The following is a 19705-nucleotide window of genomic DNA, read 5'->3' as shown; positions in this document are numbered from 1 at the left end:
CAGCCGTGGATATGCGCGTCATCTGTGCCGGCCACGTCAACTGGGACGTGACGCTCCACGTCGACCACCTTCCGAAGCCCGACGGCGAGGGGCGCATCACTGACCGGTCACAGTCTAGCGGGGGGAGCGCATCGAACGCGGCCGTCGCACTGGCCGGACTTGATGCGGACCCGCTAGTCCTCGGTAGCGTCGGCCGGGACGACCACGGTACCATGGCCCAACGCGAACTGGCAGCCACCGGCGTCGAGACGTTGCTGATCGAGTCGGACGAGGCGACGGCCGTGAAATACCTCATCGTGGACGAGAACGGCGATGTCGCGGTGCTTGGAAACGACGGGGCCAACGAGGCGTTCAACGCGTCGGACCTCCCGGCCGAGACCCTAGCCGAGGCCGACCACCTCCACCTGACCGGCCAAAATCCGACGACGGCTGCGACGCTCGCACGCGACGCCGCGGCCGCGGATGTTCCGGTGAGCTTCGACCCCGGCCGGCGGCTTCCATACCGCGATTACTCATCGGTGCTCTCACATGCGGAGATCCTGTTTTGCAACGACCGGGAGGCCGACCACGCCAGAGACAGCGGGCTCTTCGAGACAGTGCCGACAGTTGTGGTCAAGCACGGGGACTGCGGCGCAACGGCCCACATCGGCGACCAAACGGTCACGAACGCTGGGTATCCAATAGAGTCTGTGGACACTGCAGGCGCGGGCGACGCGTTCGCTGCCGGGTATCTGCTCGCCAGCGCGCAGGAGACTGACCCGGAGCGTGCGCTCGCAGTCGCCAACGCCTGTGGCGCACTCGCAGCGCAGTCATCCGGCGCACGGACGACACTCGACTGGGAGTCCGTGTGGGAGCTTGTCGACAGCGGCCAACCGCCCGAAACGACCTAATTCGTCTGTATCTCCTCGACGAGCCGCTCGAACTGCTGGCGGTACTGGGCTTCGGCCCGAGCGGCGGCAAGGCCTGACTTGTCGTCGAAGACGGCCTCGAAGCCGGCCATCCGCCACAGGAGCGTCGAGAGCTGGTAGAGGGGCCGTCGCTGCTCGTACCCCTCGTCGAACTCCATCGGGCGCATCTCCTGATATCCCTCGTGGAACACCGTTCGGAGCGATTCGCGCCGTTCCGGGTCCTGAAACGACGAGTCGATGAAGAGGAACTCGGTCTGTGCGAGGTTGTACTCCGGTAGCGCCGCGAGTACGTCCTGCCAGTCGAGGACAGCTGTAATCGGCGATTCCTCCGTCTGCTCGAACATCAGATTTGCCGGCCTGAAATCGTCGTGTACCAGCCGCGGAACGCCGTCTTCGGGCACCATACTCAGGGCCGGTTCGATACAGTCCCACGCCCGGTCTGTCATGTCCTCGAAGGGCGTCCCATCGAGGTGGGACAGGTGGGATCTAGTGAGACTCTCGAAGTACTCCTGCCAGTTGCCCATCCAGTCACTCACGATGATCCGGTCGTCATGAAGCGTGAGCCGACCGAACGCCTCAAACCCGATCTCGGAGTGCATATCGCCGAGTATCCGGCCGGACTGGGCCAGCACCCGCCGTCGGTCCGCAGTCGAAAGCCCGGCGAACTCCTCGGCCAGATTCTCGCCGTGGATACGCTCGGTGACGAAATACGGCGGGACATCGGCGTCGGGGTTGTCCTCGTAGACAAGGATGCGTGGAACAGGGACATCGGTCCGGCCGGCGACGAAGTCGTGGAGACAGGGTTCGACAGCAAACGGGACATCGCCCTGTGGCTTGAACTTCACGACCACCTCGTATGCCTCGCCGTTGTGGCGCAGCGTTACCATGTAGACATCGCTCTGGTGGCCCCCACCCGGGGTCTCGAACTGGAACCCCTCGTACTCCGGACCTGACTCTTTGAGCACGGCTTCGATGTCCTGTTCCGGGGTCTGCACTGACTTACCATACAGTGGGCGACCAAATAAATCTGTCAATCCCACCACGGACAGCACTGGCACCCAGTTCAGACGCTGTCAGTCGCCAGTTCCGTGCTACCAGGAGTGAAACGGTGAGACTGGTTTCGTCCCGTCGGTCACTTCGAATCGTGCGCCGCCGGCCCTGCTCTCAGACACCGAGATGTCCCAGCCGTGGGCGTCGGTGATCTGGGCAACGATAGACAGGCCGAGGCCGTTGTTACTGCCTGAGAAGGCGTCGACCGAGAGAACATCGTTCAGTTTGTCGGCTGGAATACCCGGTCCGTCGTCAGCGACGTAGAAACCTGTCACTCGGCCCTCGCCTCGCTCGTTCGCACTGTCTCTCTCGGCTGCCCCGTCGCCGACAAGCGGACCGACCCAGACGGTCACGTCATCGCCAGCGTGGTCCGCCGCGTTCCGAAAGAGGTTCTCGAACACCTGTTTGAGGCGGTTCTGGTCACCGAACACCGGGGCGGACCCTTCGATCTTCAGCGTTGCGTCGGCTGTTCTGGCCATCTCCCACGTCCGTTCGACAATGGTGTCAAGTGAAATCGTTGTTCGGTCTTCGACCGCATACCCCTTCTTTGCGAGGGTCAGCAGGTCATCGATGAGCGATTCCATGCGAGCCACGCCTTCCGCCGCATCGTCGAGATGGGACAGGTCGCCGGTCTCTCGAACGAGTTCGAGTCGCCCCTCGACAACGTGAAGCGGGTTTCTGAGATCGTGTGAAACGACGCCAATGAGCTGTTCCATCCGGTCGCGCTGGACGCGGAGGTCGTGCTCGCGCTCGGCTTTCTGCAGTGCCGCCTGAACGTGCGTTGCGTACATCCGCGCGAGTCGAACCGTTTCATCGTCGAATGTAGCTGGGGTCAGCGACCCGATGTTGATAACCCCGTACTCGGCGAGCGGCAGAATGATCTCGCTACTGACGGGGGAGTTTTCGTTGTACTGGCTTCGCTCGTCGTCGAGTTCGGAGTACGTCCGGACATCGTCCTGCTCGAACGCCTCCCACGAGAGGCTGTTGCCGGGTCGGTACGTCACCGGCCGGTCGAACACCTCGTCCGCCCGCTCCGTCGACGCAGCCAACTGCAGTTCCGAAGCGTCGCTATCATACAGCCACAGCGCTCCGAGTGGCACGTCGAACACAGACGAAACTCCGGACATTGCGATCTCACAGATCTCCCGCTCGGACTCCGCAGCCATCGGCTGCTGTGTTACAGCCTCGAACGAATCGAGATCGAATCTGATCATTAACTCCCCACCCATCCCGTACAATTCATGCATGAATATAAAAACTCGGTGATTCTGTATCAGTGATATGTCGCGTGGCGTTGCCGTTTCGCCGATGCCGCGAGACCTTTGTATCCACAGTCCTCAGAGAGCGGTATGCGAACGGTCGAAATCGACGGCCTCCCGGTGGGCGATGGTCACCCGACACGCGTCATGAGCGTGCTGAACATGAGTTCGAACTCCGGGTACAAGCCGAGCGTGTATCTGGACCCCGCGGAAGCCGCCGAGGCTATCGAGGAGAACCTCGTCCCCGCCGGCGCGGACATCATTGATGTCGGCCTCCAGTCAGCGAACCCCAAATACGAGTCCAAACCGGTCGAGATGGAGAAAGACCGGCTCGAAGAGGTCGCGCCGCTCGTCGACGAACTCGACGCCGACGTGCCGCTGTCGCTCGAAACGCGCTATGCTGAGGTGGCCGAGGAAGCGATCGGCCACGGTTTCGACGTTATCAACGACGTGTGTGGCTTCGCCGACCCGGAGATGAAAGGTGTCGTCGAAGACCACGATATGCCGGTCGTCAAGATGGCCAGTCCGCCGGACCTGGCCAGTCCCGGTGCGCTGAAAACCATCGACGACATCTTCGAGGCGCTCCAGCGGGACGGGTTCACGGATAAGACCATTATCGACCCGGCGTTCGGCGGCTGGTACGACGGCAAGGAGTTCGAGGACAACTGGGAGATGTTCCGCCGCCTCCGGGAGTTCCGCGCCTTCGACCGGCCGATGCTCACCGCGACCAACCGCGAGGACTTCCTTGGCGATCTGGCCGACCAGCCCGAGACGGAGAACCAGCTCGCCGTATCACTGGCCGCGGCGACGATGGAAGCGGAACGCGGCGCACACATCATCCGAACCCACGACACTCGTGAAACCCACGACGTGGTCAAAGTTGCCGACGCGCTCGGTGACGAGCGGACGACACGACCGGAGACCGACTCCGGTCCCACCGTGGCGGAACTGACCGACGTGACGCTGCGGGAAGTGGCGCGTCATCAGGCACTCGGCGAGACGGTCGCCGGCGGGACCGACGACGGCGCGACACTCACGTTCCTGCTCGGGGATGTGACCGACGACGCCCGGGCAAGCCTCCGGGCCGTCGCCGAAGTGACTGATGTAGTGGTGGTCGAGAAAGACGGCGGGAGTCTCTACGTCGGCGGCTCCGCGGCTGCGCTGAAGGTCGTCACCGACAGCCTCGCCGAAGACGGGCACCGGGAGCTTGCCGGCGAACTACGGACCTCGCTATCCCGGCGCGTCTAAGTGCCGCGGCTGGTCGTACTGCAGCGACAAATTTTCACGCACTCCTGCGTCGCATCCCGACTGCCCGCGGCTGTCCGTGGAAAAGAGCGTATCACACGGAGCGCGCAGCGATGAGGGAAGGCTGACTGCGGGTCACTAGCCGCGCATCAAGTTCAGTACCTCATCGACGACATCAGGTTCAACAGCGATAACGTAGCGGCTCCCCGGTGTCAGGGTCGTGTCGGCACGGGCGATCCGCTCACCGTTATCGTCGGACACAACGACGGTGCCTTCGGGAAAGCGGACGTCTGTGAGTGCTTTTCCGGCGGCCGGAGCGCCGTCAGTAACGCGGACGAGCATGATATCGAGGGTGCCAGTCACGTCGGCAAGCGTCTGGACATCGCTCCCCAGGATTTCGTTTGCTGCCACCCTCGCACCGGCTCGTTCGGGAAAGACCACCGCGTCGACAAATCGGGTGTACGCCTCACCGGCTGTGCGGTCGATGCGTGCAATCGTTCGGATGTTGGGCGTCAGCTCCGCAGCAGCTAAACAGACCGCAAGGTTCAGTCCGGTTTCACCTGTGAGCGCGGCAATTGCGTCCGCTCGCTCGATGCCTGCCTGTTCGATGATGTCCGGATTCGTCGCGTCACCCTGGATAACCGTTGCTACCCACTGATCGGCGATATCCGAAACCATCCGCTCGTCGCGTTCGATAATCGTCACATCGTGACCGCGGTCGGCGAGTATCTCGGCTGTCTGGAAACCGACGCGTCCACCGCCTGCGATGATAATATCGAGTGTTCGGGTCATGAGTTAGTCTTCAGCCTCGGGTTTTATTTCGCTGACGGCAGTCGCTTGTTCACGGTCCGATTGCTGTCTTATCCGTTTGAGGGCGAAATACACGACTGCGCCGAGCAAGATCCATGCGACGCTGAGTCCCAGTGCCAGTGGATCCGTCCGGAGCAGGAACTCTATCAGCACCCCCGTCAGAATCAGATTGAGTGCGATACCGATTATCGGCGGTGCCGGGTAGAACGGCATCTCGTACGGCCGGTTCATGTTCGGTCGTTCCCTGCGGAGTCTGATGACCGCGACGTTGACGATGATAAACGAGAGCAGGAAGAACAGGCTCGACATATTGCCGGCGCTCTGTGTCGGCAGTGCGACTGAGCCAAGCATCACGATGGCACTGGTGAGGATGGCGACGAACGGCGTCCCGTAGCGGTGGTGTATCTGGCCAATCGAGGGGAGTAACTGCCCTTCACGCCCCATCGAGAACGCGACGCGTGACGACGCGATAACGACGGCGTTGAGGGCAGTGAGCGTCGAGAACACAGCGCCAAAGACGATGAGTGCCCCACCGTTCTGGATAATCGGTAACCCGGTCGGCATGAACGATGTTGCTGCCGTGGCGATGCCGGCTTCGCCAGCGTCGGCGAGTCCCTCGGCCCCAAGCGTCCCGATGGCGACTGTCACAACGGCCAGATAGACGACGACAGTCACAGCGAGGCTAATAAAAATCGCTTTGGGGATGTTTTCCCGCGGGTTCTGTACTTCCTCCGTGACAGTGGTGATGAGGTCGTATCCCTCGAAAGCGATGAAAGTGAGTCCCATCGCCGGCAAGACGGCAGCCGCTCCACTCCCTTCCGGAAACAGCGGCTGAAATTCGGCCCCCGAAAACATCGGTGAAGTGAGCCCGAACGCGACGAACACGACCAGAATGGAGACTTTGATGATTGTGAAAATCGTCTCGACACTACCGCTGGCAGCCGTCGAGACGGCGTTGAGCGCCACGAGGCCCAGAACCGCAATAAACGCCAGCAAAAAGGCCGGTGGGAGCCCGACATCAATGACCGGAACTGCAACGGCGCCGATCTCGTCCGGTGACGGGACCACGTCGTAGACGTGCAACAGTTCGAGAAAGTTCGGCGCAAAGCCCAGCGCATACAGTGCCCCCGCAATCATGTAGGCGAACCAGAGCATCCAGCCCATGATGAACGAGGCGAAGTCGTCGAATATCTCCCGCACGAACGCGTAGCCACCGCCGCTCTTCGGAATCGAGGCGGCAAGCTCCGCGTAGGACAGTCCCGTGAATGCCGTCACGACGCCGTTCAGTGCGAAAACGAGGATCGCGGCTGGTCCAGCGATTTCGGCAGCCAACCCCGTTAACACGAAAATACCGGCCCCGATCATCGCACCCATCCCGATCATCGTCGCGTCAAGTAGCCCAAGTTCAGCTTCGGGCGACCGCGTCTGGCTCTTACTCATGCATCCTGTTTGTAATCGGCGCGCCGTCCATCATACGCTGTATGTACTCTATTCGGTCCATTTGAGTACCGGGGTTAGTTCTTCTATTGTAAGAACTGTGAGGGGATTTGATAAAAGCTTCTGCTGACTGGCCCCCAGTACGGCCGACTGTGTTCTCAGTCGGTTGGAACTGTCGGGGCATTGAAGATGGCACGTTGTCAACAGTAGGCTAATGGCCCAGACAAAGCGATTCGTCATCGCCGGCGGCGGCCGCGTCGGGAAACAGACCGCCGAAAACCTCGTCGATCAGGGTCACGACGTACTGCTGATCGAGTCCGACGAGGAGCGCGTCGAGGCGCTGTCAGATGCGTATATCGGGCCGGTCATCCACGGTGACGCCACGCGACCGTCGATTCTGCAACAGGCCGACCTGGCCGAGGCCGACGCTATCGCAGCGCTCACCGACGAACCGGGCACGAACCTCGCCATCTGCATGGAAGCCCAGCAGTACGCGCCCTCGATTCGGACCATCGCGAGAGCGGAGACGGAGGCGGATCATGAGTACGATGAAGTCGTCGACGCAACGCTGCTACCCGAGTATCTCGGTGGGGACCACGCGGCAGATATCCTGACCGGGGAAGACATCCGGACACTCGTCTATCCGACCGCAGACCTCGATATCATCAAGGTGACCGTCGCCCCGTCCGCTCCTGTGGCGGGGCGTCGTCTCGACGAAATTGCGCTTCCGTCCGGCAGCCTGCTGATCTCGACGGCGGACCGAACGGAACTCGCGGGAGCTGATACGGTTCTGAAGGCTGAGGAGCAGTATATTCTCACCGTCGAAACCGATGTCGTCGACGAAGTGTTGAAGCTTATGCGCGGGTAGTGATCTGAATTGTCGGAGTTCCGTCCGCCATCTCCTGTTATTTCTTCATATTCGAAACAGTGGATACGTACCCTTAACAGCGAGTGGATTCACCCACCACCATGAGCAGTGAGTCCACGGACAGGGATATCCTCGACCACGTAGTTCTCCCTGTCGCCAATGCAGACGATGCGTTGGCGACAGCGAAGGCGCTTGAACCGTACGAACCGAGTAGCGTGACCACGCTTCACGTCGTCGAAAAGGGCGGTGGCGTCCCTGACAAGACACCGGTCGAACAATCAGAAGACTTAGCCGAGGAATCGTACGCCGCTGTCCGGTCCGTGTTCCCTGACGCCGACGACCACACCGCTTACGGTCGAGATATCGCGGCGAAGATATTCGAGGCAGCCGACGAGGTGGACGCCAGCGCCATCGCCTATCGGTCCCGTGGCGGGAACCGGCTCATGCACTTTCTCTCCGGTGATATCTCCCTGAAACTTGTGACCGGGGCGGACCGTCCCGTCATCGCGCTGCCCCGAGAGGAGGAGACATGAGCGAGGAGGACCTTGCCAAGGACCTCGGGCCACTGGCGGCCCTGACCATCGGTGTCGGGACGATGATCGGTGCTGGCATCTTCGTCCTACCGGGAGAAGCGATCCTCAAGGCCGGGTCACTCGCGTCGGTAGCGTTCGTACTGGGCGGCATCATCGCCATGTTCACGGCACTGTCGGCCAGCGAACTCGGCACTGCGATGCCGCGTTCGGGCGGGGCCTACTACTACGTCAACCACGCGCTTGGGCCGATGTTCGGCTCGGTCGCCGGCTGGGCCAACTGGCTCGGTCTGGCCTTCGCGAGCGCCTTCTACATGGTCGGGTTCGGCCGGTACATCGCTCGCATCTTCAGCCTCTCCGGCAGTGTCGGAGTCGGCCCGGTATCGATTACCGTCGTAAAACTGGTGGCACTCGCCGGCGGCGCTTTCTTCGTTCTCATCAACTACGTCGGCGCGAAGGAGACGGGCCGGTTACAGAACATCATCGTTGTCTTGCTGATCGGTATTCTCACTGTGTTTACGCTCCTCGGGACGCTCCGAGCCGAACCGTCGAACCTCCCGGCTGCGACGGACGTGGTTACCACACTAGAGACGACGGGCCTCATCTTCGTCTCCTATCTCGGGTTCGTCCAGATTACGAGCGTCGCTGAGGAGATCAAAGACCCCGGCAAGAATCTCCCGCGGGCGGTCATCGGGAGCGTCGTCATCGTGACCGTCATCTACGCGCTCGTCCTCGTGATTATGAGCGCGGCCGTCCCGCAGGGGTTCATCGCGGACATCATCAGCTCTGATGCCGAGAATCCGATCGCCGTCGTCGAGGTCGGGGACTACATTCAGGGGGCCGCAATGGGGGGTGCACTCCTGTTCGGCGGCTTGCTCGCCACAGCGTCTAGCGCCAACGCCTCTATCCTCGCGTCCTCGCGTATCAACTTCGCTATGGGGCGTGACCGGATCGTCACGCCGGCCCTCAACGAGATACACCCCCGCTACGGGACGCCGTACAGGGCAATCGGCATTACCGGCGGCCTGATTCTCCTGTTTATCGTGATCGGGGATCTGACGCTGCTCTCGGGCGCTGCGTCGGGACTGCATCTCATCATCTATGGATTGCTCAACGTCGCACTCATCGTCATGCGGTACGTGAACCCGGAGGAGTACACGCCGGATTTCGTGGTGCCGCTGTATCCCCTGCTACCGGTTCTCGGTGTCGTCCTCTCCTTCGCACTACTGGTGTTCGTCGCCGGAGACGCACTGTTGCTCTCGTTCGGTATTGCCGCCGCGGCGATACTGTGGTACGGCTTCTACGCCCGTTCGCGTACAGAAAAACAGGGAATTCTGTCGAAACACATCATTTCACAGTCCGACGAGATGCCCGACGCGGCCGTTAGTGCTGCTGCCGGCGTCCAGCCCGACGGCGGCCAGTATCGCGTGATGGTCCCACTGGCAAATCCCGCACACGAACAGGAACTCATCACGCTCGCCAGCGCCATCGCCAAACAGCGCGGCGGAACCGTAATCGCGACCCACATCGTCACCGTCCCCGACCAGACGGCGCTTTCGGCTGCCGCCGACCGATCCGATGAGATTGACAAGAGCTCACAGCAACTGCTCGATAACGCCCGCGAGGACGCCGAGACGTTCGGCGTCGATGTCGAAACACACACGATCCTCTCGCACAAGTCCTACGAGGCTATCTTCGACGCCGCCCGCACACAGACGGCGGACCTCGTCGTGATGGGATGGGGGCCAGACGCGCACGGCTCGCCCGGGCGGGCGGAGTCTGCCATGGACGAACTCACAGAGACAGTCCCCTGTGACTTCCTCGTGCTCCGTGACCGCGGGTTCGACCCCTCTCGCATCCTGCTCCCGACAGCCGGTGGACCGGACTCCGAGCTGTCAGCCGGCATCGCGAAACTGTTGCAGTCCGAGTACGGTTCCGACGTGACGCTGCTCAACGTCGACGATGACCGCGAGGCAGGCGAGCGATTCCTCGAAGAATGGGCAGCCGAGCAGGGGCTGGAAGACGCAGATCGCCTCGTCAAGTCCGGGGATGTCGAGACTGCTATCCGGAACGCTGCCACCGATGCAACGCTCCTCCTCATCGGTGCGACCGAGGAGGGTCTGCTTCGCCGACTCGTCTCCAAATCGCTCGTGCTGGACGTTGTCGACGACGTGGAGTGTTCTGTCCTGCTGGCGGAGAAACGCCGCAACCGTGGCCTGATTGAGCGACTGTTCTGAGTAGCCGGTATTTTCCCTGAGACGCCTGCGACGTTATCTCCTGACTCTCCTGACGTAACCACCGAACCAGAACCGCGAATTGACTTTTCGACGCTTCACATCAGTTCGTCGTGAAGGTCGTGGAACGACCCGATAGTGAGGTCTGGCTGGCCGGCGAAGGCGTCCCACGGGCCGTCGTCGCGGTTGACCCAGACACCCTGCATCCCGGCGTGCATCGCCCCGTACACGTCGAAATAGCCTGCGGTGACGTGGGCGATCTCCTCGATGTTGGTCGCCGTTCGCTCCGCTGCGTGACGGTACAGCTCTGCTGCTGGCTTGAACGTCTGGATCTCGTCGGCGCTGACGGTGTCTTCGAGCAGGCCGCCGATACCGGCGAACTCAACCATGGAGTCGAGCATCTCGGGGTTGCCGTTCGAGACGACATAGAGGTCGTAGCCGGCGTCGTAGAGTTTGTTCATGCCGTCGCGAACGTCGTCGAACACGTCGAGTTCGTGATAGACTGCGAGAATCTCGTCGCGCTCTTCGGTCGTGATGTCGACACCGTGAGCATCTACCGCGTACTGGAGCGCATCGCGGTTCATCTCGTAGAACGGCTTGTAAGCGTCAATCTGGTTCGCGAGGAACGTGTACGCCAGCGAACGGGAGCGCCAGAGCCGGGATACCGGTTGGGGGTCGTCTACCCGGTCGGCGAGGGCTTTCTGGGCGGCCTCAACGTCGACGATGGTGCTGTACGAGTCGAATGTGATCGTCGTCACGCGGTCCGAGTCGAACGGCATAGGCACCCGTAGAACCGGGTGCCTCATATAGCCGGTCGCCGAGTCAGGCACACAGCCGTCAGGCACGGGCGCGCTCTCGACGCTGGGCGTGTCGTGACCGGGTCCCGCTCAGTGCGCAGACATCTCCGAGAGGACGTTGACACAGTACACACCGATGATGATGAGCAGGATGCCGACAGCACCGGGGAGGTCGATAGGCTCGTCGAACACGACAATTCCAATTGCGGCCACACCGACGATTCCCAGCGCGGCCCAGGTGCCGTAGACAACGCCGATGGGGAGGTCTTCAAGCGTCAGCGACACCAGATAGAACGCCAGGCCGTAGCCGACGACGACCCCGAGGCTGGGGACAGGGCGTGAGAAGCCTTCCGAGAGTTTCAGCGACGTTGTCCCGAGCAGTTCGGACACAATCGCGGCTCCGAGGAGGGCATAGGGATTCACGGGTTCACTCGCCGAGAATTGTGGACAGATAATATACATTTCGGCTGCCGTCAGGTCCGCAGTCTCCTCTCCCGAAACGCTGCCAACCCGGTCACCTCCCTGTCAATAAACCGCGGACAACGGGCGACACTCCCCCTCTCATGTGGCTTTATCTCCCGTGCGGCCGCACTGCGAGCCATGTCTCAGATACATATGTTCCAGTCGCTAACAGGAGTTTGCCCGGTCACCGCACAACGCGTGGAGGGCGACAGATGACAGCGCGAGACGTGTATCTCCCGGTCGCAGCCCAGCCGTCGGTCAACACGCTCGTCGGGATGAGCCAGCAGGCCGAGGACCGAGGTTACGACCGGGTCTGGCTCCCGGAAACGTGGGGGCGGGACGCGGTGACGACGCTGACCAGTATTGCCGAACATACGTCGACGGTCGGCCTCGGCTCCTCGATTCTGAACGTGTACTCGCGGTCCCCGGCGCTGCTCGGCCAGACCGCGGCGACGTTACAGGAAGTCTCGGACGGCCGCTTCCGCGCCGGCGTCGGACCCTCCGGGCCTATCGTCATCGAGGGCTGGCACGGCCGTGAGTTCGAGAGCCCGCTCAAGTACACGCGGGAGACCGTCGACATCATGAAATTAGTGCTCTCCGGGGAAACGGTCGACTACGACGGAGACATCTTTTCGCTGTCCGGGTTCCGACTGCGCTGTGACCCGCCCGAATCCGCGCCGCCCGTGGACGCTGGCGGTCTCGGGCCGAAATCAGTCGAACTCGCCGGTCGCTTCGCCGACGGCTGGCACGCACTCATGCTGACCGCGGACGGCTTGCGGGACCGGCTGGAAGACTTCGAGCACGGCGCGGACCTCGGCGACCGCGACCGCGCCGACCAGCGGGTGACGCTGTCGCTGACGTGCTGTGCGATGGACGACCGGGAGCAGGCCCGCGAACTGGCCCGTCAGCACGTGGCCTTCTACATCGGCGGGATGGGGACCTTCTACCGCGACGCGCTGGCCCGGCAGGGATACGAGGACACCGCCTACGAAATCGCTGAGCAGTGGGGGTCCGGCAACAAGGGGGCCGCCATCGATGCCATCAGCGACGAGCTACTGGACAGCATTGCCGTTGCCGGCACGCCCGAGGACTGTCGCGACCGCATCGCACAGTTCGAGGACATCGATGGCGTGGACGCAATCAACATCTCGTTCCCCCGCGCTGCAGAACGAGACACTATCGACACGACCATCGACGTGTTAGCGCCCTGAGTCTGCGAGTCGGTTTCAGTCGGTAGCGACCGGGTCAATATCGTCGCGTCGGCCGTCAAGCACGTCGAATCGCTCGCCGCGGCGCTGTTCCAGCCAGCGCAGCAGGCGTTCGGCCCAGCGGAGTTTCTGGCGCTTTTCGGTCGTCACAGACGGGTCCTCGAAGTCCCAGCCGGGGAACACCAGCGAGGCAGCACCGAAGTGGTCCGCGAAGAACGCAGCACGGTCGCCATCAGTGAAGCCGCCGTAGTTGCGGACCGGCGAGGCAGGGGCCGCCTGTGTCGTCGGCACAACGAACTCGCTGTCGTAGGCCGGAATGTGTGTTTCCAGTGCGGGGATGTTGTCACCGTGAGCGTGGGCGACGACTGGTGTCCCGGCAGCTGTCAGTTCCCGCCCGGTGTCGGCGTTCTTGTCCAGATCCGTGACCATGCAGTCAATGGCGACGCCTTCCGCCCGGAGGCGGTCGGCGGCCGTGGAGGCCGCGAGGACCACATCGGCGTCGGCTGCCCGGTCGGCCTCGGATTCGAGCGACGGGCCGGCCCCGGCGACGGCGACCGTTGCACCGTCGAGTCCAAGACTCGCCGGGTCGTACGTCCTGTCGTCACCGAGCAGTTCGACGAAGCGGTCACAGGCGCGCTCGTCGCCGTCACGAGGGTAGCCGAAGTCGTCGAGGATAGCCTCGTACACTGGTTCCCAGGTGCGAAATTCCATTTCTCGTCACGCACTACGCGGGGGGCGTGTTTCTGTCTTGTTCACCGAGCCAGTCATATCGCACCCACACACAAATACCCCACAGCGTAGCTGTCGCTGCCGAATTCGTGTCCAGATAAACCGAGTTGAGCCGAAATGGCACGTCCGTGTACCCCTACCCGGGTGCCCTTTCGGCTTTCACCCTTTTCTTTCGAGGCCTCCGGTATAAGTTTTCTCTTACCGTCAGACACAGATGGCGGGCTTCACAGGCAGCGATGACTTGTTACGCTATGTCGCTACGCCAGCGCTCCACGACAGCCTCAAGACGGGGCAGTCCTTACCAGCGGCAAATGGGCCCGGGAGTGTCAGGAAACGCGCAGAACGATGCCGTTCCGGACTCGCTCGTGGTCGTCTCGAACCGCGAACCGTATAGCCACGAGCAGGACGACGACGGCGAGATACAGGTCCAGTCCGCAGCCGGTGGCCTGACAAGCGCACTCGACCCGGTGATGCAGTCACGGGGCGGTACCTGGGTCGCCTGGGGTAGCGGCGACGCCGACATGGCCGTCGCCGACGAAGGCATCGTGGAAGTACCGCCATCTGACCCCGCGTACGACCTGAAACGCGTCCCGCTCTCCGACGCGGCGGTGCAGGGCTATTACTACGGCTACGCCAACCAAGTGCTCTGGCCGCTCTGCCACGAGGATACGGGTCGGATATGGGCAGAGCCGGCCTACTGGGAGCAGTACCGCGCCGTCAACGAGCAGTTTGCTGAGGCCGTCGATACGGTCGCCGATGCGGGCCAGCCGGTCTGGTTCCAAGACTACCACCTAGCGCTCGCGCCCAGACTGGTCCGGGAGCGACGGCCAGATGCGACGTTGTTGCAGTTCTGGCATATCCCCTGGCCCGCGCCGTCGGTGTTCCGGCACTGCCCCCACAGCGGCGCGCTGCTTGACGGATTGCTGGCCTGCGACATCATCGGTTTTCACACGGCAGGGTACGCCGAGCAGTTCCTGCACTGCGTCGACAGCGCGTTCCCTGCGGCGACCGTCGACACGGACAGCGGGACAGTTACTCGCGCCGGCGACACGACACGAGTCATTGCGAACCCGCTGGGTATCGACGTCGGGGGGGTTCGGGACCGAGCGCGGGCCACTGATGTGGCCAGTATCCGGGATACCGTGCTGGGCGGCAGCCGCTCGGACACGTCAATCCGTCTCGCGCTCGGCGTCGAACGGCTTGACTACTCGAAGGGCATCCCCGAGCGGATTGAGGCGTTGGCACACCTCTGGGACCGGCGGCCGGACCTGCGAGGCGACTTCACGTACGTGCAGAAGGCGAGCCGAACACGGGAGGGAATCGCCGCCTACCGACGGTACCGAGCGGACGTCGTCGACGCCATCGAACGCGTCAACGACCGGTTCGGAACCGACGACTGGCAACCCATCGTCTACACCGAGGCCAACCTCGACAACGAGACGCTCGCCGGGCTGTACCGGGCCGCAGAGGTCGCGGTCGTGACGCCCCACCGCGACGGGATGAACCTCGTCGCCCACGAGTACCCGGTCGCCTGTACCGATGGCGATGGGGCGCTCGTGTTGAGCGAACTAGCTGGCGCGGCGACCCATCTCGACGGCGCGCTGACGGTCAATCCACACGACATCGAGGCGATTGCGGACGCCATCGAGCGGGCGTTGGAACTGGACGCGGCAGAAACCAGTGACCGACTTTCGCGTCTCCAGCACGGCGTCGAGGCGCTTGACAGTTCACAGTGGGTCGCCAGACAGTTCAGCGCCGGGCAGTCGCTGTAGTCTTTGCCGTCGGTTACCGGCGCTACGCGTTCGCCAGCCAGTCCGGTTCCGCAACGGTGGTGTCGTCGACCTGCGAGGCAGAGAGCGACAGCGTCACCGTCACCGGCTGGCCGTCCCGCTCGGTGGTCACCCGGTACTGGAACGACCGGACGACGCCGTCCCCATCAACGAGAACCGTTGCACTGGCCGTGTCCGTCGTCCCGTTGGCCGAGACGTTCGTCGAGACAGCGTTGTCGGCCGCGAAGCCAGTGACGTTGCTCCCGGTCGCTTCGAACCGCGAGACGCTGTCACCGTCAACCGTCTCGGTTCCGGCGTAGGTCCAGTTGATGTCCGACCCGAGCGACTGGAGCAGTGAGCGGTCGATGACGCTGCTCTCGTTGACCGGCTGGACCGGCCCGTCGTACGGCGGTGATGCGGAGCGGTAATCCGTCATCTCCTCCTCACCGCGGGCGAGGACTCGCCGCTCAGCGGTAGTTCCGTCGGCGGTGTAGGTCGTCGTTGCCAGCGTGTCACCGCTGGCCTGCACCAGTTCACCGCTGGCCAGCGACCGGTCGCTCTCACGGTCGATAGCGACGGTTCGGTTGATGAACACCGACCGGTTCTTCCCGTCCCGAACTGTCGAAAGCTGGAACGACAGCGAGGTGGTAAACGACGAGTTCGACAGCGTCTCAAAGTGTCCACGTTCGATGGCCCCCGCGTCGAAGCCGGACGAACCGGGTGCGGGGCCGTTGGCATCAGCCGAGGTCGGTGTCTCAGATATGCCCGTGCCCGTTTCAGAGCCGAACAGCCCGCTACAGCCAGCGGATGCTATCAATAGCACCACAAGTGCAAGCGAGAGGTGGCGGCGTTCGAGTAACATACTGGAGTCACTGTAGCAGCGAATTAGTTCGTTATGGCCGCTCAGCTGTCACGTTCCCCTATCGTCGAGATTCGATACCCCGCCACTGACTGTGCCACCAGCGCGAAACCGCGGCGATGCCGTTCCCGTCTGACCTGCGTCAGACGCCCGTCATGCACGTCATGAGGGTTTAATATGAACGAAACCGCTATAGAAACCGTGCCTCTCGGCTCCGACCCGCTGTCCGAACTCGACATTCCTGACGGGACGACTGTCGAGGAACACGACCTAGTGACTGACGGTGACGTCATCGTCGGCGGCCAGTCGACCGTGGAGTTCGGCGTGCGCGGGCGGACAGTCATCGCCGACGAGCGAGTCCGCTTTGACGGCCACATTGAAGCCGAAGGTGACTGTCGGCTCGATATGTGGTGCGACGTGGCGGACAACGTGCTTGTCGGCGAGGACGCCTACATCGGCGAACGGGTACATATCGGCGGCGAACTCCGTGTCGCTGGCGACCTGGATATCGGCGACGACGTGGACATCGAGAACGGGTTCGAGGCGAACGGCTGGATCGTCATCCGCAACCCGATGCCGACCATCGTCTTCCTGTTCGTCTATCTCTCACAGCTCCTCCGCATCGGCGAGGAAGACGCGGCCGAAGAGGTAATCGACGAGATGTTAGACGACGGGAGTGACGAGCACGACCCGGTTCTGATTCCACGCGGTGCGAGCGTCTCGGACGACGCCTGGCGCGTCTCGACGCCGGCGACGGTCGGCGACGACTGCCGACTCCACGGCAACATCCGCGCGAAGTCCCTCGAAGTCGGCCGGGATACGGTCGTCTTCGGGAGCCTGCGCGCGAAAGACGATATCGTGGTCGGCCGGGGCACGGAGATCAAAGGGGATGTAACGACCCGCAGCGGCACCGTCCGCGTCGGCCCGGGCGCGAAGGTCTGGGGCGATATCTCCGGGACGACCGTCGAACTCCACGAGAACGCGACGGTGGACGGAACAATCCGGGCCAGCGAGGAGATGCGGATGCACACTGAGACAGTGCTAGACCGGCCGGACGAGTCCGCTGCAGCAATGGCGGAGATGGCCGAATCGCTCGAAGCTGACACTGACACTACGGAGCCAGCCATCGAACGGAGCGATTCTGACGATACCGAGCCGGCGGCCGATACAGCCGACGACAACTCTGCCACTGTGGACAGTGCGACAACCGACGACGGAGATACAGACGGAGCGACTAGCAGCGATACGTCCGAAGACAGTCCCGACGTCGAAGAGGCAGCAGAGTCCGCAGAGTAAGCGCTCGGACGCTATTTTGCGTGTGAAATCGAGCCACGCAGCTTCAGTTCTCAGTCGCCTCTGACACAGCCGCCGGCGGTGAAACGCCGTGTCCCGGCCCGTCGATATCGATATGCGGGCCGGACGACATCGATGGCGGGCACTCCTCAAACAACAGGTGGCCGTCGAGGTCGACGTAGTCGAAGGCACCGAGCCCAGCGGCAAGGTGGGCACTCGTCGCAATCCCGGTTGCGCCTTCGAGCATACAGCCGAGCATACAGTCGAGGGAGGCGGCCTCGGCGATGTTCACAATCGCCGCTGCCCCGAGGAGCCCCGATTTCCCGAGTTTGACGTTGATCACGTCGGCAGCCCCTTCGCGAACCACGGCCGTTGCGTCTGCCGGCGTGAACACGGTCTCGTCCGCGGCGACAGGGACCGAGAGTCTGTCGCGGGTCCTCGCGAGACCGCGGATATCGTCCTTCGGCGTCGGCTGTTCGACTAGGGCGAGGTCAACCCCGGCCGCCGTCACCTCGTCGACAAACTGCTCTGTGGCCTTCGGCGTCCAGCCCTGATTCGCGTCCACCGTAATCGTCGCGTCGGGTGCAGCGTCCGCGACCGCAACCGTTCGGGCAACGTCGTCGTCGATGGCCCCGCCGGTCTTGATCTTGATGTGGTCGAAGCCCGCAGCCGCGGCACGCGTGGCTCGTTCGGCTGCCGCGCCAGGCGTGACTATCGGAACGGTGATGTCGGTGGTAACTGAGGCCGGCGCGCCGCCGAACAGTTCCGAGAGCGGGATACCGCGGTCGCGACAGTAGGCGTCGAGCAGTGCCGTCTCGACAGCAAACAGCGCCGAAACCGCTCCGGGCACTGCGGTCCGCACCTCGCCGACAAGTTCGCGGTAGTCAGCGAGTGGAGCCCCCTCAAGCATCGACGTTACCGACCGAGCAGTCGCCACGGCAGCTGCCTGCGTCTCGCCAGTCACTGGCGGTAACGGGGACCCTTCCCCGTGGCCGACAATACCTGAGTCAGTCTCCACTGCGACGACCAGATTCCGTGCTTTCTCTCGGGTTCCGAGTGAGATTTCGAACGGCTCATCCAGTTCGTGCTCAAGCGGTTCGGCGGAGACGCGCTCGATACGAGTCATAGCGCCCCCAGAACGGCCGCAAGGAGTGTCTCCGGGCCGTCATCGTCGTAGATGTTCGCCGCCGGAAGCCCTGTTCTGGCGGTTTCCGCCTCCGGGTCGCCCCACGTGGAGAGGGCGGCGACTGTCGTTTCTGTGAGGTCGGTAATTGCGCGGCGTTCGGCCTCGACGCCGGCCACGGTGAGGTCGTCGAAGTGGGACCGGGCCTTCCGCGAGGGGTCGTCGGCTAGCACGACTGCATCGGGGGCCGCTCCGTGGAGCAACCCAAGCGTCACGCCACCGTATGCGGTGTGCGTGAGGGCGGCCTGTCCTTCGACGAACACGATATCGTGGTCCGTTGCGACATCGAGCACCATGTCCTCGACGACGCCCGAGACGAAGTCAGCCGGAACCCGGTCGATGACGACACCGCGGTCCGAGCCGACGAGGATGCCGGTCTGACCCGTTGCGACCCAGCCGGCGTCAAGTCCGGCCTCGGTCGCCGCACGGTACAGTTCGAAGGTCGTCGTTCGCTTCCCGACCGCACAGTCGGTCCCCATCGTCAGGACAACATCTGCGTCGGCCTCGTCCCCGCGACCATCACCAAGGGTCAGGTCAGATACGGACGGCGGTTTCCGGACATCAACGAGGTCGACACCGTGTTGCTGGGCGCGCTCGGTCCAGACTGGGCGCTCACTCAGGAAGACATGCAGGCCAGAGACAACATCACAGCCGCGCTCCATCGCGCGCTGGATGGCCTCAACCCACGCTTCTGGAAGGTCACCGCCAGCGGGCGCGACACCGATGACAAGGACGGCCGCGTCCGGAGCCTGATTCAGCGCTTCGGTGACGGTTTCGACGACCGGCACGTCGTCAGCAGCCGACCAATCGAGAGCCGCGCCGGCGTAGGAGCTTGGACACGTCGAGTCCACGACGGCTTGCACGTCGAACAGCTCTCCGTGCATAACGATACCGTTGGCCGTCTTCCCTTCCGGGTGTCCGAACTCCCCCTCTGCGAGTACAATGGCGGGCGTGTCTTCGTCGTATTTTCGCCGCAAGTCCATACTGATGCACACCGCGGGCGTGACTGATAAACCAGAGCCTTACATGTGTGGCATCGTTACCGTCGATGGAGGACGACAACC

At 63.0% G+C, this 19705-nt stretch carries 18 protein-coding genes; 8 read left to right on the top strand and 10 right to left on the bottom strand.

Annotated features, from left to right (window positions below):
* Window positions 1-11: 11 nt before the first annotated feature.
* Window positions 12-890 (top strand): carbohydrate kinase family protein, encoded by an 879-nt coding sequence (locus BDK61_RS06345; protein ID WP_121303906.1) that lies wholly within the window; start codon window positions 12-14, stop codon window positions 888-890.
* Here the strand turns inward: BDK61_RS06345 and BDK61_RS06340 are convergent.
* Window positions 887-1903 (bottom strand): phosphotransferase family protein, encoded by a 1017-nt coding sequence (locus tag BDK61_RS06340; RefSeq protein WP_004962837.1) that lies wholly within the window; start codon window positions 1901-1903, stop codon window positions 887-889. The two genes, BDK61_RS06345 and BDK61_RS06340, sit on opposite strands and share 4 nt — an antisense overlap.
* 96 nt (window positions 1904-1999) lie before the next feature.
* The gene (locus BDK61_RS06335) at window positions 2000-3172 is read right to left on the bottom strand and encodes a sensor histidine kinase (RefSeq protein WP_244209714.1); all 1173 of its coding nucleotides are present in this window, start codon (window positions 3170-3172) and stop codon (window positions 2000-2002) included.
* 135 nt (window positions 3173-3307) lie between these two features.
* Here BDK61_RS06335 and BDK61_RS06330 point away from each other — a divergent pair, with 135 nt between their 5' ends.
* Entirely contained in the window at window positions 3308-4465 is a 1158-nt protein-coding gene (locus BDK61_RS06330; protein ID WP_011222913.1) for a dihydropteroate synthase, read from the top strand.
* A 135-nt stretch (window positions 4466-4600) separates the two neighbouring features.
* Here BDK61_RS06330 and BDK61_RS06325 read toward each other — a convergent pair whose 3' ends face one another.
* Together BDK61_RS06325 and BDK61_RS06320 are read right to left on the bottom strand one after the other, a co-directional pair.
* Complete coding sequence (locus BDK61_RS06325) at window positions 4601-5254, bottom strand: potassium channel family protein (RefSeq protein ID WP_004962845.1); 654 nt, start codon at window positions 5252-5254, stop codon at window positions 4601-4603.
* A gap of 3 nt (window positions 5255-5257) precedes the next feature.
* Window positions 5258-6712, bottom strand: coding sequence for an APC family permease (locus tag BDK61_RS06320; protein ID WP_007188349.1), 1455 nt, complete (start codon window positions 6710-6712; stop codon window positions 5258-5260).
* A 211-nt stretch (window positions 6713-6923) separates the two neighbouring features.
* Here BDK61_RS06320 and BDK61_RS06315 point away from each other — a divergent pair, with 211 nt between their 5' ends.
* From BDK61_RS06315 to BDK61_RS06305, 3 genes are all read left to right on the top strand, one after another.
* Complete coding sequence (locus tag BDK61_RS06315; RefSeq protein WP_121302703.1) at window positions 6924-7577, top strand: potassium channel family protein; 654 nt, start codon at window positions 6924-6926, stop codon at window positions 7575-7577.
* A 101-nt stretch (window positions 7578-7678) separates the two neighbouring features.
* A complete protein-coding gene (locus BDK61_RS06310; RefSeq protein WP_121302701.1) occupies window positions 7679-8110 on the top strand; it encodes a universal stress protein in 432 nt (143 codons plus the stop codon).
* Complete coding sequence (locus BDK61_RS06305; RefSeq protein ID WP_121302699.1) at window positions 8107-10344, top strand: amino acid permease; 2238 nt, start codon at window positions 8107-8109, stop codon at window positions 10342-10344. The genes BDK61_RS06310 and BDK61_RS06305 overlap by 4 nt, the downstream gene beginning before the upstream one ends.
* Window positions 10345-10439: 95 nt before the next feature.
* Here the strand turns inward: BDK61_RS06305 and BDK61_RS06300 are convergent, their stop codons facing one another.
* Window positions 10440-11120 carry a haloacid dehalogenase type II gene (locus tag BDK61_RS06300; protein WP_121302697.1) on the bottom strand — a complete coding sequence of 227 codons (681 nt, stop codon included), beginning with the start codon at window positions 11118-11120 and terminating at the stop codon, window positions 10440-10442.
* A 108-nt stretch (window positions 11121-11228) separates the two neighbouring features.
* On the bottom strand, window positions 11229-11561 hold the full coding sequence (locus tag BDK61_RS06295; RefSeq protein WP_049919248.1) for a DMT family transporter: 333 nt from the start codon (window positions 11559-11561) through the stop codon (window positions 11229-11231).
* Window positions 11562-11812: 251 nt separating this feature from the next.
* Between BDK61_RS06295 and BDK61_RS06290 the strand changes: the two genes are divergently transcribed.
* Complete coding sequence (locus tag BDK61_RS06290; RefSeq protein ID WP_121302696.1) at window positions 11813-12811, top strand: TIGR04024 family LLM class F420-dependent oxidoreductase; 999 nt, start codon at window positions 11813-11815, stop codon at window positions 12809-12811.
* 15 nt (window positions 12812-12826) lie between these two features.
* On the opposite strand, the gene BDK61_RS06285 is transcribed toward BDK61_RS06290, so the two are convergent.
* Window positions 12827-13519 carry a 6-hydroxymethylpterin diphosphokinase MptE-like protein gene (locus tag BDK61_RS06285; protein WP_121302694.1) on the bottom strand — a complete coding sequence of 231 codons (693 nt, stop codon included), beginning with the start codon at window positions 13517-13519 and terminating at the stop codon, window positions 12827-12829.
* Window positions 13520-13848: 329 nt separating this feature from the next.
* Here BDK61_RS06285 and BDK61_RS06280 point away from each other — a divergent pair, with 329 nt between their 5' ends.
* The gene (locus BDK61_RS06280; RefSeq protein ID WP_121302692.1) at window positions 13849-15309 is read left to right on the top strand and encodes an alpha,alpha-trehalose-phosphate synthase (UDP-forming); all 1461 of its coding nucleotides are present in this window, start codon (window positions 13849-13851) and stop codon (window positions 15307-15309) included.
* 22 nt (window positions 15310-15331) lie between these two features.
* On the opposite strand, the gene BDK61_RS06275 is transcribed toward BDK61_RS06280, so the two are convergent.
* Window positions 15332-16168: a DUF7537 family lipoprotein gene (locus BDK61_RS06275; protein WP_121302690.1), complete on the bottom strand. Its 837-nt coding sequence runs from the start codon at window positions 16166-16168 to the stop codon at window positions 15332-15334.
* 174 nt (window positions 16169-16342) lie between these two features.
* Here BDK61_RS06275 and BDK61_RS06270 point away from each other — a divergent pair, with 174 nt between their 5' ends.
* Complete coding sequence (locus BDK61_RS06270; RefSeq protein ID WP_004962881.1) at window positions 16343-17461, top strand: polymer-forming cytoskeletal protein; 1119 nt, start codon at window positions 16343-16345, stop codon at window positions 17459-17461.
* A gap of 43 nt (window positions 17462-17504) precedes the next feature.
* On the opposite strand, the gene BDK61_RS06265 is transcribed toward BDK61_RS06270, so the two are convergent.
* Window positions 17505-18584 (bottom strand): dipeptide epimerase, encoded by a 1080-nt coding sequence (locus BDK61_RS06265; RefSeq protein ID WP_121302688.1) that lies wholly within the window; start codon window positions 18582-18584, stop codon window positions 17505-17507.
* On the bottom strand, window positions 18581-19624 hold the full coding sequence (locus BDK61_RS06260) for a DUF1611 domain-containing protein (protein WP_121302686.1): 1044 nt from the start codon (window positions 19622-19624) through the stop codon (window positions 18581-18583). Before BDK61_RS06260 ends, BDK61_RS06265 begins: the two co-directional genes overlap by 4 nt.
* Between the last annotated feature and the right edge of the window lie 81 nt (window positions 19625-19705).

The organism is Haloarcula quadrata (genome assembly GCF_003634715.1).
GTDB lineage: Archaea > Halobacteriota > Halobacteria > Halobacteriales > Haloarculaceae > Haloarcula > Haloarcula marismortui.
Note: the sequence above shows the minus strand (reverse complement) of the source record. Positions and strands in the feature narration are given on the sequence as shown.

Coding starts and splice junctions, on each gene's coding strand:
- BDK61_RS06275 (WP_121302690.1), bottom strand. CDS start 16,168: ATGTTACTCGAACGCCGCCACCTCTCGCTTGCACTTGTGGTGCTATTG.
- BDK61_RS06270 (WP_004962881.1), top strand. CDS start 16,343: ATGAACGAAACCGCTATAGAAACCGTGCCTCTCGGCTCCGACCCGCTG.
- BDK61_RS06330 (WP_011222913.1), top strand. CDS start 3,308: ATGCGAACGGTCGAAATCGACGGCCTCCCGGTGGGCGATGGTCACCCG.
- BDK61_RS06285 (WP_121302694.1), bottom strand. CDS start 13,519: ATGGAATTTCGCACCTGGGAACCAGTGTACGAGGCTATCCTCGACGAC.
- BDK61_RS06290 (WP_121302696.1), top strand. CDS start 11,813: ATGACAGCGCGAGACGTGTATCTCCCGGTCGCAGCCCAGCCGTCGGTC.
- BDK61_RS06265 (WP_121302688.1), bottom strand. CDS start 18,584: ATGACTCGTATCGAGCGCGTCTCCGCCGAACCGCTTGAGCACGAACTG.
- BDK61_RS06345 (WP_121303906.1), top strand. CDS start 12: ATGCGCGTCATCTGTGCCGGCCACGTCAACTGGGACGTGACGCTCCAC.
- BDK61_RS06315 (WP_121302703.1), top strand. CDS start 6,924: ATGGCCCAGACAAAGCGATTCGTCATCGCCGGCGGCGGCCGCGTCGGG.
- BDK61_RS06260 (WP_121302686.1), bottom strand. CDS start 19,624: ATGGACTTGCGGCGAAAATACGACGAAGACACGCCCGCCATTGTACTC.
- BDK61_RS06320 (WP_007188349.1), bottom strand. CDS start 6,712: ATGAGTAAGAGCCAGACGCGGTCGCCCGAAGCTGAACTTGGGCTACTT.
- BDK61_RS06335 (WP_244209714.1), bottom strand. CDS start 3,172: ATGATCAGATTCGATCTCGATTCGTTCGAGGCTGTAACACAGCAGCCG.
- BDK61_RS06325 (WP_004962845.1), bottom strand. CDS start 5,254: ATGACCCGAACACTCGATATTATCATCGCAGGCGGTGGACGCGTCGGT.
- BDK61_RS06280 (WP_121302692.1), top strand. CDS start 13,849: ATGGGCCCGGGAGTGTCAGGAAACGCGCAGAACGATGCCGTTCCGGAC.
- BDK61_RS06310 (WP_121302701.1), top strand. CDS start 7,679: ATGAGCAGTGAGTCCACGGACAGGGATATCCTCGACCACGTAGTTCTC.
- BDK61_RS06305 (WP_121302699.1), top strand. CDS start 8,107: ATGAGCGAGGAGGACCTTGCCAAGGACCTCGGGCCACTGGCGGCCCTG.
- BDK61_RS06300 (WP_121302697.1), bottom strand. CDS start 11,120: ATGCCGTTCGACTCGGACCGCGTGACGACGATCACATTCGACTCGTAC.